Source organism: Bacteroides sp. An51A (assembly GCF_002161565.1).
Taxonomy (GTDB): domain Bacteria; phylum Bacteroidota; class Bacteroidia; order Bacteroidales; family Bacteroidaceae; genus Phocaeicola; species Phocaeicola intestinalis.
In genome coordinates this window covers 43,340-59,441 of sequence record NZ_NFIC01000004.1, presented here as the reverse complement: position 1 = coordinate 59,441, position 16,102 = coordinate 43,340, and the positions used below count along the sequence as shown (strand labels likewise).

At 44.1% G+C, this 16,102-nt stretch carries 7 protein-coding genes, 1 tRNA gene and 1 pseudogene; 4 read left to right on the top strand and 5 right to left on the bottom strand.

Translation table 11 applies throughout. The features are described from left to right. Nucleotides 1-47: 47 nt before the first annotated feature. Nucleotides 48-1,142 (top strand): ISAs1 family transposase, encoded by a 1,095-nt coding sequence (locus tag B5G04_RS08570; protein ID WP_087396241.1) that lies wholly within the window; start codon nt 48-50, stop codon nt 1,140-1,142. A 114-nt stretch (nt 1,143-1,256) separates the two neighbouring features. Here B5G04_RS08570 and B5G04_RS08565 read toward each other — a convergent pair. The 4 genes and pseudogenes from B5G04_RS08565 to aroB all read right to left on the bottom strand — a co-directional run. After that, nucleotides 1,257-2,039 (bottom strand): annotated as a pseudogene (locus B5G04_RS08565) (TaqI-like C-terminal specificity domain-containing protein); the annotation flags it as partial. A gap of 8 nt (nt 2,040-2,047) precedes the next feature. After that, the gene (locus B5G04_RS08560) at nt 2,048-2,656 is read right to left on the bottom strand and encodes a master DNA invertase Mpi family serine-type recombinase (RefSeq protein ID WP_087396787.1); all 609 of its coding nucleotides are present in this window, start codon (nt 2,654-2,656) and stop codon (nt 2,048-2,050) included. Between the two features lie 220 nt (nt 2,657-2,876). Continuing rightward, a tRNA-Pro gene (locus B5G04_RS08555) sits at nt 2,877-2,951 on the bottom strand. A 303-nt stretch (nt 2,952-3,254) separates the two neighbouring features. Continuing rightward, the gene (aroB, locus tag B5G04_RS08550) at nt 3,255-4,316 is read right to left on the bottom strand and encodes a 3-dehydroquinate synthase (RefSeq protein WP_087210933.1); all 1,062 of its coding nucleotides are present in this window, start codon (nt 4,314-4,316) and stop codon (nt 3,255-3,257) included. Between the two features lie 148 nt (nt 4,317-4,464). Between aroB and B5G04_RS08545 the strand changes: the two genes are divergently transcribed. The 3 genes from B5G04_RS08545 to B5G04_RS08535 all read left to right on the top strand — a co-directional run bounded on the left by B5G04_RS08545 (nt 4,465) and on the right by B5G04_RS08535 (nt 13,612). Further along, on the top strand, nt 4,465-7,317 hold the full coding sequence (locus tag B5G04_RS08545; protein WP_087210930.1) for a TonB-dependent receptor: 2,853 nt from the start codon (nt 4,465-4,467) through the stop codon (nt 7,315-7,317). Nucleotides 7,318-7,614: 297 nt separating this feature from the next. Then, nucleotides 7,615-9,066 carry a transposase gene (locus tag B5G04_RS08540; RefSeq protein ID WP_087394992.1) on the top strand — a complete coding sequence of 484 codons (1,452 nt, stop codon included), beginning with the start codon at nt 7,615-7,617 and terminating at the stop codon, nt 9,064-9,066. Between the two features lie 112 nt (nt 9,067-9,178). Beyond that, the gene (locus tag B5G04_RS08535; RefSeq protein WP_087396784.1) at nt 9,179-13,612 is read left to right on the top strand and encodes a hybrid sensor histidine kinase/response regulator transcription factor; all 4,434 of its coding nucleotides are present in this window, start codon (nt 9,179-9,181) and stop codon (nt 13,610-13,612) included. A gap of 138 nt (nt 13,613-13,750) precedes the next feature. Here the strand turns inward: B5G04_RS08535 and B5G04_RS08530 are convergent, their stop codons facing one another. Then, nucleotides 13,751-16,075 (bottom strand): BamA/TamA family outer membrane protein, encoded by a 2,325-nt coding sequence (locus B5G04_RS08530; RefSeq protein WP_087210923.1) that lies wholly within the window; start codon nt 16,073-16,075, stop codon nt 13,751-13,753. Nucleotides 16,076-16,102: the final 27 nt, after the last annotated feature.

Below are 16,102 nucleotides of genomic sequence, written 5' to 3'. Positions count from 1 at the left end.
AATTTTGCATAAAGATTAAACATTGCTATCTTTGAAAGCAAAAAACGATGACAAGTCCTTTACCATTCTTTTCAGAGTTGACCGATCCTCGTGTTGACCGTACTAAAGCCCATATGTTGGAAGATATCCTGTTCATAGCCATAGCGTCCGTAATCTGCGGGGCGGAAAGCTGGAATGACATGGAGAATTTTGGCAAAGCCAAGGAAGGATGGCTCCGCACCTTTCTCCGCTTGCCTGAAGGCATCCCCTCTCATGACACGTTCAACCGCGTGTTCTCCGCCCTCAATCCCGAAGAGTTGGAATCCTCTTTCCTGTCGTGGACCCGTTCCGTTGCAGAACTGACAGACAATGAAGTGGTCAGCATTGACGGGAAAAGCATGCGCGGCACTCGTGAGCACGGCTCCAAAAGCATCGTCCACATGGTCAGCGCATGGGCCTCGGCGAATCATATCGTGCTCGGGCAGTTGAAGGTGGACGAGAAAAGCAACGAGATAACCGCCATTCCCAAGCTGTTGGATTTGCTTGTCGTCAAGGGATGCATCGTGACCATTGACGCAATGGGCTGTCAGAAAGACATCGTGTCCGCAATCGTTGAAAAGGAGGCGAACTACCTGATTGCCGTAAAAGGGAATCAAGGCAGCCTTCAAGAGCAGGTGAAGGACAGCTTCCGTTTTCTGCCCGCCGTGTCCGTTTCAGAAGATACCGACTGCGGCCATGGGCGGGTTGAGACAAGACGATGTTCCGTCATCAGCGACTTGTCACTGATAGAACACAGGGAAGAATGGAAAAACCTGCGCTCCTTGATAAAGATAGAGACGGAACGTTACGACAAATGCCGACAGGCGACATTGAAGGAGACCAGACTGTATATTAGCAGTCTTGAGGCGGATGCGGACCTGATAAACAGGTCTGTCCGTTCCCATTGGGGAGTCGAGAACTCCCTTCATTGGGTGTTGGATGTCGCTTTCAATGAGGACCATAGCAGGAAGAGGGCTGGAAACGCAGCGCAAAACTTTTCGTTGATTAATAGAATCGCATTGAATCTGCTTAAGAACGAGAAGTCTGCCAAAGTCGGAGTCAGGGGAAAAAGGCTCAAAGCCGGATGGGACAATGATTATTTGCTGAAAATATTGACAGATTAGATGCGTTTGCCCTGGGCATAGGGCTGAGTAATGTTTTGATTTGCAACTATAAAATTACTCATTTTCTGCGATATGTGGAAATCCCTGTGCCTCTTTTATATCCCAAGAAGAAGGTTATCTATTAACTTGCGAAACTTGAATTATTTTATTTTTATCTATTAAAGGAGGCACTCTTAGCTGTTCTACAAATAGCCGCAACCATCTCCATCCGTTTTCATCGAATCGGGTTGTAATCTGATTTAACGAATAAAGCATAGAACGAGAGTTTAGAAATGCCAGCAAATACAAGAGTTCATCTTGATTGTTATTGGGAACTGTCAGTATATATCCTGTGTTACCCACCATGTTATTATCAAAGTCAAGGGCAAAAGCGTTTCCTGTTCGAGCGAGTTCAGCCCACACGATTTTTGGCTTAGAAAAATCCTCCAAATAAGCGCAGTTTCGTAAATTATATGGAGTATCACCTTTATCCACTCTTTTTGAGATTTTATTCCAAAATTGGTCTAAATGAACTTTAACAGCAGGGTAATCTTCGATATGAATACGAGGAGTCTTACCTTTTATACCATTGTGAGTATTGATTAGCCATAAGTTTGCCCAGTCACAGCCATACCTCTTTATATCTCTGCCACGCAGAATCGGTCGTATAAGTTCAGCCGTTCGTGTACGCTCGTCTTCCGATTGGCAGTTGGCAAGTATTTCCTCTCGTTTCTCTGTGGGAATAATAAATGCCTCATTGTAACCAGTAAGAACACCGCGGTAGATATTTATATCCCAATCTTTAAGAGGCGTGCCCACTGCTTCAATCTTTCGCTTGATACTTTGTTCTATCGGCGACAATATTACCCACGAGTCAGAGTCGTTGAAATCACATTCCGACCCGTTTTGCTGCACGAAAACGCTCGTTATATGTCTGCCAAAAATGTTTTGATGTAACGAGCCAATGTGTTTCTATCTACCTTACATATTACAGCTATCTTTCGTTTAGATATATTTGCATTCAGAAGTTCTTGAATCAAGCGTCTTTTCTTGTGCAACTTATATTTTTCAGGAGAACTTCTCTTCCCTTTTGGACGACCTAAGATTACACCCTCTGCTTTTTTTCGTGCTAATGCTTCTTTTGTACGTTGACTAATCAAGTTACGTTCAATTTCCGCAGATAAACCAAAAGCAAATGCCAATACTTTGCTTTGAATGTCCTCGCCTAAACGATAGTTATCTTTAATTGTCCAAACTTTACACTCTTTGGTCATGCAAAGGTTAAGAATCTCCATTATCATAAAAAGATTCCTTCCTAAACGTGAGAGTTCTGCACAAATTATAAGGTCATCCTTTTTAATTTGCTTGAGCAGTTTACCTAATTCCCTTTTGTTATAGGATTTAGTTCCACTGATAGTTTCTTCTATCCAACCATCAATTTTGAGATTTTCACGTTCACAAAAATTGTTGATTTCAAAACGCTGATTCTCTACAGTCTGCTTATCACTGCTTACTCTAATGTATCCGTATATCATAATAAACTATTGTTTTTATCCAATAGGCTACGGAAATATGTTAATAAAAGAGTTACAGTAAACAGATATAAATAGCAAGAAACATCCCTCTATCTACTTTGCTTTTGTTTGTATAAAAGCGTTGGCTTAATATAAAATGGGGCAGATTGTGTCATAAATGTGTCATTCACAAAAGCAAAAAGGAGCTAAGCCAATCGCTTAACTCCTTCATTTCCACCAGTCGGGGTGACTGGATTCGAACCAGCGACCACACGCCCCCCAGACGCGTACTCTAACCGGACTGAGCTACACCCCGTCACTTTTGTTTTGCGAGTGCAAAGGTAACACTTTATTTTGAATCTGCAAACAAAAAAAGATTTTTTTTGCTTTGTCCTCAAGAGGCTATTTAAATTTATATGAATATCAGGTAATACCCGTTAGCGGAATTAATGTTGTATATAATTCTATTAGGGCTACTTCATTCTATGTCCTCCAATGAGGGGATGTATATCCCCGGTATGGAGGGCATAAAACCAAACCGTTTGCGGATGGGGGTTATGAACCAAGATAATAGCTAAACTATGAGCGTGTTTTTCATTGTTTCTCTACTACAATTCTGTTATCCCATCGTTTCTGAATAAAAATCAAGCATATCATAAATATCATCTTGGGTGGCAGTCTGGTTGATATGAATATCACCTACTTCGCTGATTAGTGTAAAGTTAACCTTTCCTTCAGCACTGTTTTTCTTATCATGACACATAAAAGCATACAAACGCTCATAATCCTCGCAGGTGAAAGCCACACGGCCATAATTTTCTTTAATAAATTGCAAAGTCTGACGAAGTTTTTCCTTGGGGAATCCCATACGTAAGTGAGAATAATACAGTTCGCATACCATCCCGGCCGCTACAGCATAACCGTGCAAAATAGGACGACCATTTTCCAAAGCAAGACTTTCGAAAGCATGTCCTACCGTATGCCCGAAATTTAACGCTTTACGGATACCTTTTTCAAATGGGTCTTGTCTTACAATCTGCTCTTTCACCTCAATGGACTTACCTACCAATCTTTGTAGGCACCCGTAATCAATCCGGTTCAAATCAAAACCAACCAGTTCGCTCCAGTGGCAGGCGTTACTGATTAGCCCATGTTTCAACATCTCCGCATAACCAGAAAGCAGATTTTCCCGGTCAAGCGATTTCAGAAATCCGCAGTCTATCAATACAGATTCGGCTGGGGCAAATGCGCCGATTTCATTCTTCAGCCCATTGAAATTTATGCCAGTCTTTCCTCCCACAGATGCATCTACCATCCCCAACAATGTGGTCGGAATATTAATCATCGAAATACCCCGCTTAAAAGTAGCAGCTGCAAAACCTCCTAAATCGGTTACCATACCTCCGCCTAAATTTATCATCAGCGAACGACGTGTAGCCCCTTTCAAACTCAATTGCGTCCACACATACGCCAATGTTTCCAGGTTTTTGTGCACATCCTCTACCCCTATACAAATTTCAACGGCATTTTTCAAGAAAGGAAACCTACAGATAATCGGAAAACAAAAGACATGTGTGTGTTCATCTGTCAAGACAAACACTTTGTCGTGTTCACTTTTCGTTACCGCTTTCTTTAAATCATTTTCCAACTGATTGCAAATTACTACTTCCTGCATACTCATAATTATTTGTTTAATTTGGGGCAAAAATAGAAAAAAGTTAGCAGCAAGACGAAAGCATTAACAAATATTCAGGATGAAAGATTAAACCTTATCTTGCTTTTTCTGTCAAACAGGCGACAAACATTTAGACATTAATTAAAAGAAGACAATGAAAACGTGGGTTATGGGGTTACTACTGATGTTCGCAGGAACAGCAACCTTTGCACAAGGCAACAGTAGATTAGGAAAGATTTCAGGACGTGTAATTGATGCAGATGACCAATCACCGGTAATGGAAGCTACAGTACAAGTGTTATCATTACCAGACAGCACAATGGTGACTGGTCAATCAACCGATTTGAACGGACGGTTCTCGATCAATGTACGTCCGGGAAATTATGCATTGAAAATATCATTTATAGGCTATACATCTGATGTAAGAAGGGTGTCTATTACAAAATCCAAACCAAATCTGAATATCGGAACGGTAAAAATGCACATGGATGCCGTAATGTTGGAAGCGGCAACCGTAGTAGCCCAGGCTCCCGAAGTAACCGCAGTAGCAGATACACTGGTGTACAACAGTTCGGCATACCGCGTACCTGAAGGCTCTGCCCTGGAAGAACTGGTAAAAAAACTTCCCGGGGCAGAAGTGGACGAAAATGGAAAAATCACCATCAATGGCAAAGAAATTACGAAAATCATGATTGACGGAAAAGAGTTTTTTGCAGATGACCCTAATATCGCCATGAAAAACCTTCCAGTCAACATCATCGACAAAGTACGGGCATACGACAAACAATCAGATATGGCACGTGTGACAGGTATTGAGGATGGTGAAGAGGAAACCGTGCTTGACCTAAGCGTAAAGCCGGGTATGAACCACGGATTTTTCGGGAACGTAGACGGAGCGTACGGTACAGAAGACCGATATAGTGCCAAACTGCTTGCCAACTACTTCAAAGACAAAAAACAATTCACCGTTATAGGTTCGGCAAACAACGTAAATGATAATAGTTTTCCCGGTGGAGGTGGCGGTTTCCGCCGTCAGGAAAACGGCCTGACAGCTGTGAAAATGCTGGGAGCGAACTTTGCTACCGAAAACGACAAGTTCAAATCGGAAGGAAGTATAAACTTCAATTACAAAGATGCTGACCAAATCAGCAAACAGTCGTCTGAGACATTCGTTTCCACCGAAAGCAGTTCGTTCAAGAATGCTATGGACCATACACGCAATAAAACGACCAATCTGACAGCAGATGCTTTCATGGAATGGCGTCCGGACACAATGACCACGCTGATATTCCGGCCACGTATCCGTTATGGAAAAACTGACAACAGCAACGGACAGAATTCATACACTTTCGACCAAGACCCTGTATATTCTACAGATGAACTGTTCAACACCGATGATATTACCTCACTGGTTCCCGAAGCCAACATTGTCAATAGCGTGTTGAAAAACTCGTTGAGCAAGAGTGATGATATTACTGCCGGAGGTTCGGTGATTATCAACCGCAGACTGAACAGCGAAGGACGCAACATCACCTTCCGCGGCAGATACAACTATACGAATAGCAGCAGCGAACAATTTTCACTTTCAGAAACCGAATATTTCCAACAAACGGATGAAGAACGATTCGAACGTTTAAACCGGTATATCAATACTCCCACCAAAAACAGTGAATACAATGCGCGGCTGACCTATAGCGAACCTATATTCAAAGGTGGGTTTTTACAATTCGGATACAACTTCCAGTATAGCCACTCTACCACTGACCGTTCTACTTACGACATGCCCGAAGAGTGGACCCTTGACGGCAACACTTCCGGAGGAACACTCAATACCGACTTAAGTAAGAATGCCACCTATAATTATTACAATCACCAGGTAGATGTTTCATTCCGTTGGATACGCGAAAAGATGCGTTTCAATATCGGTATGTCCTTCCAACCCCAACGCTCTACACTTAGTTATTCGCAAGGCGACTATCAAGTAGATACTGTACGGAACGTGTTCAACTTCACACCGACCCTAGACTTCCGCTACCGCTTCTCCAAAACCAGCCAGTTGCGTATCCGCTACCGTGGAAGAAGTTCACAACCTGATATGATAGATTTGCTTCCGATTTCGGATAATACCGACCCTCTGAATGTAACGGTAGGAAATCCGGGACTGAAGCCAACTTTCACCAACCATTTGCGCGTGGAATACAACATATTCAAAACCGAAACCCAGCGTGGTATGTTCTCGTTCTTCAGTTTCCAAAACGTACTAAACGACATCAGCAACCGACGTATTTATAACTCTGAAACCGGAGGATACACCACCATGCCTGAAAATATCAACGGAAACTGGAACTTATTCGGCATTGTGGGAAGTAACATTGCCTTACGTGACAAACGTTTTACCATCAACACCTTTACACGTGCCAATTACCAAAATATGGTGAGCTATATCAGTGATAACCAGACCACAACTGATGCCGATAAGAACACTACCAAACGACTGTCATTAGGCGAACGTTTACGCGGAACGTTCCGAAATGACTGGTGGGAGTTATCACTCAACGGTTCACTGGATTATACCCATTCGCGCAACAGTTACCAAACATCGAACAATATGGATACTTACCAATTTTCGTACGGAGCCAGTACCAACGTGCGCCTGCCTTGGAACATGACTATATCGACTGATATTTCTCAAAATTCACGTCGTGGATACACCGATGCCAGCATGAACCGAGACGAACTGATATGGAATGCACAGATAGCTCAAGATTTCCTAAAAGGCAATGCAGCTACAGTAAGCATTCAGTTCTATGACATTCTGAAAAATCAAAGCAACATCAGCCGTACCATCAGTGCAGCCATGCGACAAGATACCGAATACAACGCTATCTACAGCTACTGTATGGTACACTTCATCTACCGACTGAACCTCTTTGGAGGCAAACAAGGACAAATGGGTGGTCCCGGTTTCCGTGGAGGACATGGTCCGCACGGACCTCGCCGGTTCTAAAAAACGATCAACAAACGGGCACTTATACTTTATTATACTCACCGCTATCATTCACATCCAAGAAAAGGCTCACAGCGTCGCCGACAGAACACCTGTGAGCCTTCTTTTTGCATAGAGCCAAGACATGCTGACATAAAACCATTTTCTTAACCTAACTATACAAGTCTTATACAAGTTTCAAGTTTCGCAAGTTAATAGATAACCTTCTTCTTGGGATATAAAAGAGGCACAGGGATTTCCACATATCGCAGAAAATGAGTAATTTTATAGTTGCAAATCAAAACATTACTCAGCCCTATGCCCTTGCACAAAGTTACAGACTTTCTTTCAGAAATCAGCGCATTTTTTAGAAAAAATGACGCGCATAAAGCGATGTATTCCATACTGGACGTTATCAAATGGTTAAGAATGAATGAATCCACCTTGTTCGGCATGAAGAGCAAGTGCAACAATGTGTATCCGTTGTTGCAGGTGTTCCAGGCTTTGCTGTTGTACCCGTGTTTCATGGTCCGTAACCCTTATCGTTTCACCGGGTCTTCCTTAAGCGGCTTGCTGGGATGCAAGAAAGACGTGTTCTACCGTTTCATGAGTAATCCCAAGATAAACTGGCGGAAGTCCGTCTATCACCTCACCCTCCAGCTTTGGTCGAAGATCAGACTCCGCTCCGGGCGCAAGGAAGGCACGGTCTGTCTGATAGTCGATGACACGGACTATCCCAAGACGGGACGGCGCATGGAGAACATCGGCAGGGTGTTTTCCCATGTCCATCACAGGTGCATCCTCGGTTTCAAGGCATTGTTCCTTGCCGTCACGGACGGGACAACCCAAATGCTTCTGGATTTTGCACTGCTGGGTGAAAAAGGAAAGGATGGAAAGTTCGGGATGTCCGATGAAGAGCTCGCAAGACGTTTCACCAAAGGACGTGACAGCGGCGACGCCTTGCAGGAGCGTATCGGTGAATACACGGCAAAGAAAACCGACCTGATGATTGCCATGATAAGACGCGCCATCCGCAAAGGGGTCAGGTTCAGGTATGTGCTGGCAGACAGCTGGTTCGCCTGCAAGGATGTCATCCGGTTCATCCGCTCCCGCCACGTCAGGTGCGATTACCTGGGCATGATCAAGGTGGGAGAAAACAGCAGGACAAAATACTGTCTGGACGGGAAGCCTTATACCGCGCCGGCCTTGATCAGGCACCTTAACAGGCAAGGCAGGCGGAAGTACAGCAGGAGACTGCGTTGCTATTACATCGTGGCGGACGTGACCTTTGCGGATACCAAGGTACGCCTGTACTTTGTCAGGAGAAGCAAACGGGGCGCATGGAACGGCCTGATGACCACGGACATACGGCTTGAGTTCCTTGAAGCGTACCGGATTTATGCCCAAAGGTGGTCTTTGGAAGTCGTGTTCAAGGAAGCGAAGGGGCTGTTGGGGCTGGGCAAATGCCAGGCCGGCAACTTCGCCTCGCAAATCGCGGCGACATCCCTGACGGCTTTGCAATACAACATCCTTTCCTTAGTGAAGAGGTTTGCAGCCTACGAGACCATGGGAAAGCTCTTTGAAGACGTAACCAAGGATTCTTTGGAACTGTCCGTTGCGGAAAGGATATGGGGCGTCATGCAAGAACTGGTCATTGCGGTTGCGGAACTCTTCGGATTGACTGATGAAGATATCTATCAGGCTATCATCAACAGGGAGGAAGATATGAAACATATTTGCGACATTTATAGATTAAAACCTGCAAGTTGAACTTGCGAAACTTGAATACAAGTCTTACCGGACATCGAACGGATTATTCCGGTATCTGTTTGGCTCGTATCAAAATATTGCTTACATTTGCTTACTTTATCAACCAAGAACCATGAAAACAATCTTCTGCTACATATTTTTATCTCTGCTGACATTCCTTCCTGTCCGGGCGCAACTGAACTGCACATTCACACATTATTCGCAAGAGAACGGACTTTCGGAAAACACCGTAATGGCTATGGTACAAGACCATGACGGCATGCTATGGTTTGCGACATGGGATGGAATCAACCGCTTCGACGGGTATGACTTCCAAGTTTACAAAGCACGCAAAAGCAATGAAGTGGAATGGGCATCCAATCGCATCGATTACCTATATGTAGACGCCAAAGGTAATATATGGTGCATCGCCTACGACGGACATGTATTTCGCTTTGACAAACGTCGGGAAACCTTTGACGAAATTTTATCTCAGGAACCGGAAAGCAATCTTGTAATAACCAACATTGTAACCTTGAAAAACGGAACAGTATGGTTGCTTGCCGGAAACGATGGAGGCATACGTATTACACCTGCAACCTCACAGCAGAAGGAAGGACAAAAAACTTACCTTTCGAGCGCATGTGGGGAAAAGGGCACACGCATCTACAACATACATTTGGATAGCAAAGGAAGAGAATGGCTGCTTAGCGAAAACGGTTTGCTCCGTATAGACCCTGATGGGAAAGAAACAAGTTATTTTGCCGATACCCATCCCCGGAAAAGACAGCAGGAACAACCGTTTTTCGATGTACTGGAAGTAGAAGGAATGTTGTGGTTCACCTCACGGCAAGGACGTGTATGGATATACAATACAAACAATGACATATTCACATTGAAAGAACTTCCCATACAAGACAACATTATCGCCATCCGCCAGCTAAAAGACGGACGTATGGTATTCGCAGCCCCCAAGCAAGGCATCCTGATAACTGATACACAGACAGAATCCATATATTTTTATGGAGCAGAGCAAGGATTTGACTTTGCCAGTTCACCCATCATCTCGATCTACGTAGACAGTCATGACGAAATATGGGCAGGTGTAGACCGTTCGGGGTGTGTATGCCACTTGAACCCAGACGAAAAACAACTGAAAGTAGAACAGATAAAAGTAGAAAAAGACCCGGCCGACCGCTCGATACCTGTATTCTCTATCTGCGAAAACCGGGACGGAAACTTATGGGTACATCCTGTAGGCGGAGGATTGTCCTGGTTCGATCGTGACTCAGGCAGGCTATTGCCTTTTTACGATGAAGCCGGAAGCAGTGAATGGCGCTTCTCAAATAAATTGCATGCCATGATGACCGACCGCCAGGGGAATCTGTGGCTAGGTACCCATTCGAAAGGACTGGAAAAAGTTTCGTTCTTCGATAATGAATTCCGCCTATACAAACCCTTGGCATGTCATTACGACACTCACGCCAATCAAGTGCGTGCCTTGTGCGAAGATTCACAAAAACGTATCTGGATAGGTACACGGGACGGGAAAATTACCATCTTCAACACCGATATGGCTTCTTTAGGCTACCTTACCGCTGATGGACGTATCTCTTCATCGGGCACTCCGTTCATTACCCCAGCCTACCGCATCATGGAAGACTCGCATGGCACCGTCTGGATAGCCTCAAAAGGTGGTGGCATTATCCGTCTCGAACCACAGGAAGGAAATAAATCTTATCGTCCGACTCATTATACGTATGATGCCAACGACATTTATAGCTTGAGCCACAATAGTGCTTATGATATCTGCGAAGACGGAAAAGGACGTCTGTGGATAGCTACATTTGGGGGAGGTATCAACTGCATGGAACCTCAGGCAGACGGAAGCTATCGTTTCATTAACTTTCGCAACAACCTGAAATCATATCCAATGGAACGTTGTTACAAAGCACGTGCCTTGCAACGCGATGCCAACGGTACAATGTGGATTGCTACATCGAATGGACTTCTTTCTTTCGATGAAGACTTCACCCGCCCAGAAGCCATCAGCTTTCATCTGCATGCACGTACTCCGGGCGACCCTGAGAGTTTAAGCAACAACGATATATATGATATTCTGCTCACTGGGAAAAAACATTTGTTCTTTGCTACATTCGGCGGTGGCTTGAATAAATTGAAAGACATAGACCATAAAGGCAAAGCACGTTTCTCATCTTACAATACTACCAGCGGCCTACCCACCGATGTACTGGTATCACTAGCCGAAGACGAAAAAGGAAATATATGGATAGGTACAGAAAGCGGACTGAGCCGCATGGATACTCATAAACATCGTTTCGACAATTTTCTGCGACGCGAACTGGGAGAAGAATTGGCCTTTGAGGAAAATACGGCCATGGTACTCACCGATGGAAGACTACTCTTTGGGTCGAACCGCGGAGTGCTTGTATATCGCCCGGAAGAAGTAAAGACCAACAATTATGTGCCCGAAATTATCTTTGCCGGCCTGAAAATAGCCAATGAAAACATCATGCCTAAAGCCGGGACGGTACTGCCAGAGTCTCTGAACAGTCTGGGCAGTCTTGTACTTCCCCACACCAAAAACACCATAGCTCTCTCATTTGCAGCACTTGACATGAACTTCCCGGAAAATATCAAATATGCTTATATGCTGGAGGGATTCGATGAAGAATGGAACTATGTAGGCAAACAGCGTACGGCTACCTATACAAACTTACCTCAGGGGGAATATACTTTCCGCATCCGTTCTACCAACGGAGCAGGTATATGGGTAAACAACGAACGGCATTTGCCTATAACTGTCCAGCCTGCTTTCTGGGAAACCCCTATCGCTTACGGACTTTATGTCATCGTTTTTCTCGGCATATTGCTTGGTGGAGCTTATATTTTATTCATTATCTACCGCCTGAAACATGAAGTTTCTGTAGAACAACAGGTTACAGATATCAAACTGCGCTTCTTCACCAACATTTCACACGAATTACGTACCCCACTCACTTTGATAGAAGGTCCGCTAAGCTATATTTTAAAACGCAACGACCTGACACATGAAGTGAGGGAGCAGCTACAAGTTGTAGAGCGGAATACCCACCGTATGCTACGCCTGGTGAACCAGATTCTGGATTTCCGCAAAATACAGAACAACAAGATGAAGCTCTGTGTAGAGCAGGTGGATATCGTTCCTTTTGTCCGTAAAATCATGGAAAACTTCGAATCGCTGGCCGAATCAAACAAAATAGATTTCATCTTCGAAAGCGAACAACCTTCGTTGAAGCTATGGGTAGATGTAGACAAAGTAGAAAAAATTATCTTCAACCTACTCTCAAATGCATTTAAATATACTCCACAAGGCAAAAGTATTAAAGTCTTTATACATGAAAATGAAAAGAGCATAGCAATAGGCGTGCAAGACCAAGGAATCGGTATTCCTGAAAGCATGAAGAAATCTTTATTCGTACGTTTCGAGGCTTTACTGGATAAACATCTGATGGGAAACAGTACGGGAATAGGCCTGTCGCTTGCCAAAGAACTGGCAGACCTACATCATGCCGACATCCACGTAGACAGTAAGGAAGGAGAAGGGAGCTGCTTTACTATAGAATTCCAGAAAGGCAAAGAGCATTTCGGTGAACAAGTGGAATTTATTGTTTCGGACAATGTCGAGCTATCATCCGAAAGCAATTTGCCGGAAATAAAACAAGAACCTCAAGTTGAAAATACTTTATCCGGAACAATTACCGACCGAAAAACAATGTTGCTGGTGGAAGATAACCTGGAACTACGTTTCTTCTTACGTAACATTTTTAATGAAGAATTTCAAACCATCGAAGCATCAAATGGTACAGAAGGTGTAGAAAAAGCCCGCAAATATATCCCCGACATCATCATCAGCGACATCATGATGCCCGAAAAAGACGGTATAACACTGACGAAAGAATTGAAAAGTGACATGTCAACCAGTCACATACCTATCGTTTTACTGACTGCCAAGACCGACATGGACAGCAAATTGCAAAGTATGGAACTGGGCGTAGACAGCTATATCACCAAACCCTTCAGTGCCGTATATCTGAAAGCACGTGTAGACAATCTGCTCATGCGCCGCAAACGGCTGCGCCAATTCTATAGCGAACACCTGATGAACACCAATGCTCCGGCTACAGAAGAGGAAGCAAAAGTGGAAAAAGAAGTGCAAAATTCTATTTCACCACAAGACAAACTCTTTATGGACCACTTGACGGAATTTATGGAGAAAAATCTGGATAATGGTGATCTGATAGTGGACGACCTGGTGAAAGAAATGGCGGTAAGCCGCTCGGTTTTCTTTAAGAAACTGAAATCGCTTACTGGATTTGCCCCAATCGAATTCATCAAAGAAATGCGCGTAAAACGTGCTGCACAACTGATAGAATCGGGCGAGTTCAATATGACCCAAATTGCCTATATGGTAGGTATCAACGACCCACGCTATTTCAGCAAATGCTTTAAACAACGTTTTGGAATGACACCTACAGAATACAAGGAGAAAGCGCGGAAAAAATAGAAAATGAATATTCACATTTTGTCCAATACGCCCCTACATGGGATGTTTGCGGATATTCAGTAAATAGAATGAATATCCGCATTTTTGTGGAATTCATAAAAAACAGACCAGCATGTCTGTACTCGCTATGGGGAAAATTCAGAACGGATAACCAATAGCAAAATGCAGACCTTGTCCGTCCTTGAACCGGGGAATGTTATAATACCCAGAACGTCCGGTTTCATAAGGCACGTGGAGAGCAATTCCCCAATCCAGACGAAGGACAAGAAAAGACAAATCATAACGGATACCCACACCAGTACCTACAGCTATATTATCGAAAAAATGTTTGAAAGTGAATTCCGCACCGGGACGAGCCTCATCTTTCCGCATCAGCCACACATTGCCTGCATCAAGAAAGACTGCCCCGTTAAGATTTCCACCAAACATATTCGAGAAAAGCCTGAACCGATACTCCAGGTTTGCTTCCAGTTTGATGTCACCTGTTTCATCTACATACGAATAGGCAGCATTATCTGCCGGATGAAAACGTCCCGGACCCAACGAACGTACCGTAAAGGCACGGATGCTATTGGCACCTCCCACGTAAAACTGCTCATTGTAAGGTGCAATAGTCTTATTGCCATATGCCCAAATCACACCTGCCATCAACCGTCCTGCCAGCTGCTGTTTTTCATTGATGTAAAACAACGGGCGTATCTCACTGGTAAATTTCAGGAATTGGGCAAAAGGGGTTCCTAAAAATTTCTTTTCTTTTTCTTTGAATCCTCTTCCGAAAGCAGCATAAATAGCCGACGTGATATTTCCTGCCGAAGTGAACGAGTTCTCCCACCATATCCGCCAACGGCGTTGACGCCACGAATCATCATAAGTAAAAGTATACGAAATGGAAGGGATGAACTGGTCGTCCAAACTATGAAAGAGCATTGGGTTTGCCAAAGCAATCGAATCGAATGTAGCCGTACGGCGTTGCAAGTGATTGAAAGCAAGATGAACCGGTGTGACGGTATGTTTCATGCTTCGTGATTTCTGAAAGCTATAAGATATACTTCCGCCAAAAGAAAGCATTTTGAAATAACGGGCACGGTTCACCTGCTCTGCATAGATGCGGAAATGGGTTTCGGAAGGGAAACGGAACGGATCTATCCGGTTGCGTACCCAAGGAATGACAATGCGCGGAAAATCAAGTGAAAGCGCAGCACCCAGTTCATACGAATTCATAACCGACTTGTCACCGTCTACCGTCGAACTGGTCTGCCATTCGTACGAACCTTTCAGTTCCAGATTCAGCGAAGCCCCCATCCTCAGGAAGTTCTTTTTCGTAAGTTTGAATATAGCTCCCGGACCAGTCTGCTTTGTACTCTTGGTCGTGACATTCAATTCCAATTCACTATCGTAAGGCAAATCGAACATGGCATTTACCCGTACATCAAGCGTATCTTCACCGGAACGAGGCAAGTATTGCATCTCGTTGAACTTAAACACTCCCAATCGTGAAAGTGCTTCCTGGGTATAATCTTGACGTGTCTGTGAATAAAGTTCTCCTTTCCGATAAAGAAAACGCTTACGCAATACATCGAAGCGCAATCCTGGCTTGTCTCCGGCATAAAACACTGTAAAGTCACGCAATTTCATTGAGTCAACAGGAGGTTCTCCGTTGTATCCTGTCAAATAAACAGCTGTCTTCCCGATATGATAGGTTTTTAAGGCTTCTTTCGGAAGATTGGCAGCAGGAACCATCTTCAGCATCACATAGCCGGGACGCATCAGGGTGTCGGCTAGAAATGTCAGGAAATCGGTACGTGCATAATAATATCCGTGGTTGCGCAACAAATCTACCACCCGTTGACGTTCTGCATTCAGGGTATTGACATTAAAATAATCATCGGTATGTACCAGTCGCTCCGATGAACGGGCATGAATCAGACTGTCGGTTCGGGGAGCAAAACCTTCGTATAGCAATGTATCTATCCGGTACGGACGCCCCATATCAATATCATAACTCAATTTTACGGCACGTTCGTTTTTGGTGCTGTCTATTTTCCATGTGACATGCCCATCGAAGAAGCCATAATCACGAAGCAAGTTGCCCGCCACTTTGGCACGGGTATCCGGATTCACTTCCGATAGCAGAACGGGGTCGGCAGCCAGATGCTTGAATATCCACCTGCCGAAACCTTTTTCATATCGTTCAAAGCGATTATACATCCATAGTCCGAAAGGAATAGGAAACCGCACATTCGGATAGGTCACGATAGCATTGTTGGGAGCAATGCTGATGGCTCCCATCACTTCGTCTAATGCCGTCTGTCCGGCTTTGGTTTCATCTTCATTCTGGATTGTGATATTTTTCAGTCCCAGATAGAGGGTTTCTCCTTCGGGCAAATGCTTGGTGGTAGAGCATGATGACAACCCTGCCAGCATCCCGAGCAAAACGAATATATATGCGTCCAGTCTTTTCATTAGCTTCTATACCTTATTAATATACCT

What these genes read in the sequence shown, in the direction of transcription:
- aroB (WP_087210933.1), bottom strand. Translation starts at nt 4,316, where the DNA reads ATGAGTATGCAGGAAGTAGTAATTTGCAATCAGTTGGAAAATGATTTA.
- B5G04_RS08535 (WP_087396784.1), top strand. Translation starts at nt 9,179, where the DNA reads ATGAAAACAATCTTCTGCTACATATTTTTATCTCTGCTGACATTCCTT.
- B5G04_RS08570 (WP_087396241.1), top strand. Translation starts at nt 48, where the DNA reads ATGACAAGTCCTTTACCATTCTTTTCAGAGTTGACCGATCCTCGTGTT.
- B5G04_RS08560 (WP_087396787.1), bottom strand. Translation starts at nt 2,656, where the DNA reads ATGATATACGGATACATTAGAGTAAGCAGTGATAAGCAGACTGTAGAG.
- B5G04_RS08540 (WP_087394992.1), top strand. Translation starts at nt 7,615, where the DNA reads ATGCCCTTGCACAAAGTTACAGACTTTCTTTCAGAAATCAGCGCATTT.
- B5G04_RS08545 (WP_087210930.1), top strand. Translation starts at nt 4,465, where the DNA reads ATGAAAACGTGGGTTATGGGGTTACTACTGATGTTCGCAGGAACAGCA.
- B5G04_RS08530 (WP_087210923.1), bottom strand. Translation starts at nt 16,075, where the DNA reads ATGAAAAGACTGGACGCATATATATTCGTTTTGCTCGGGATGCTGGCA.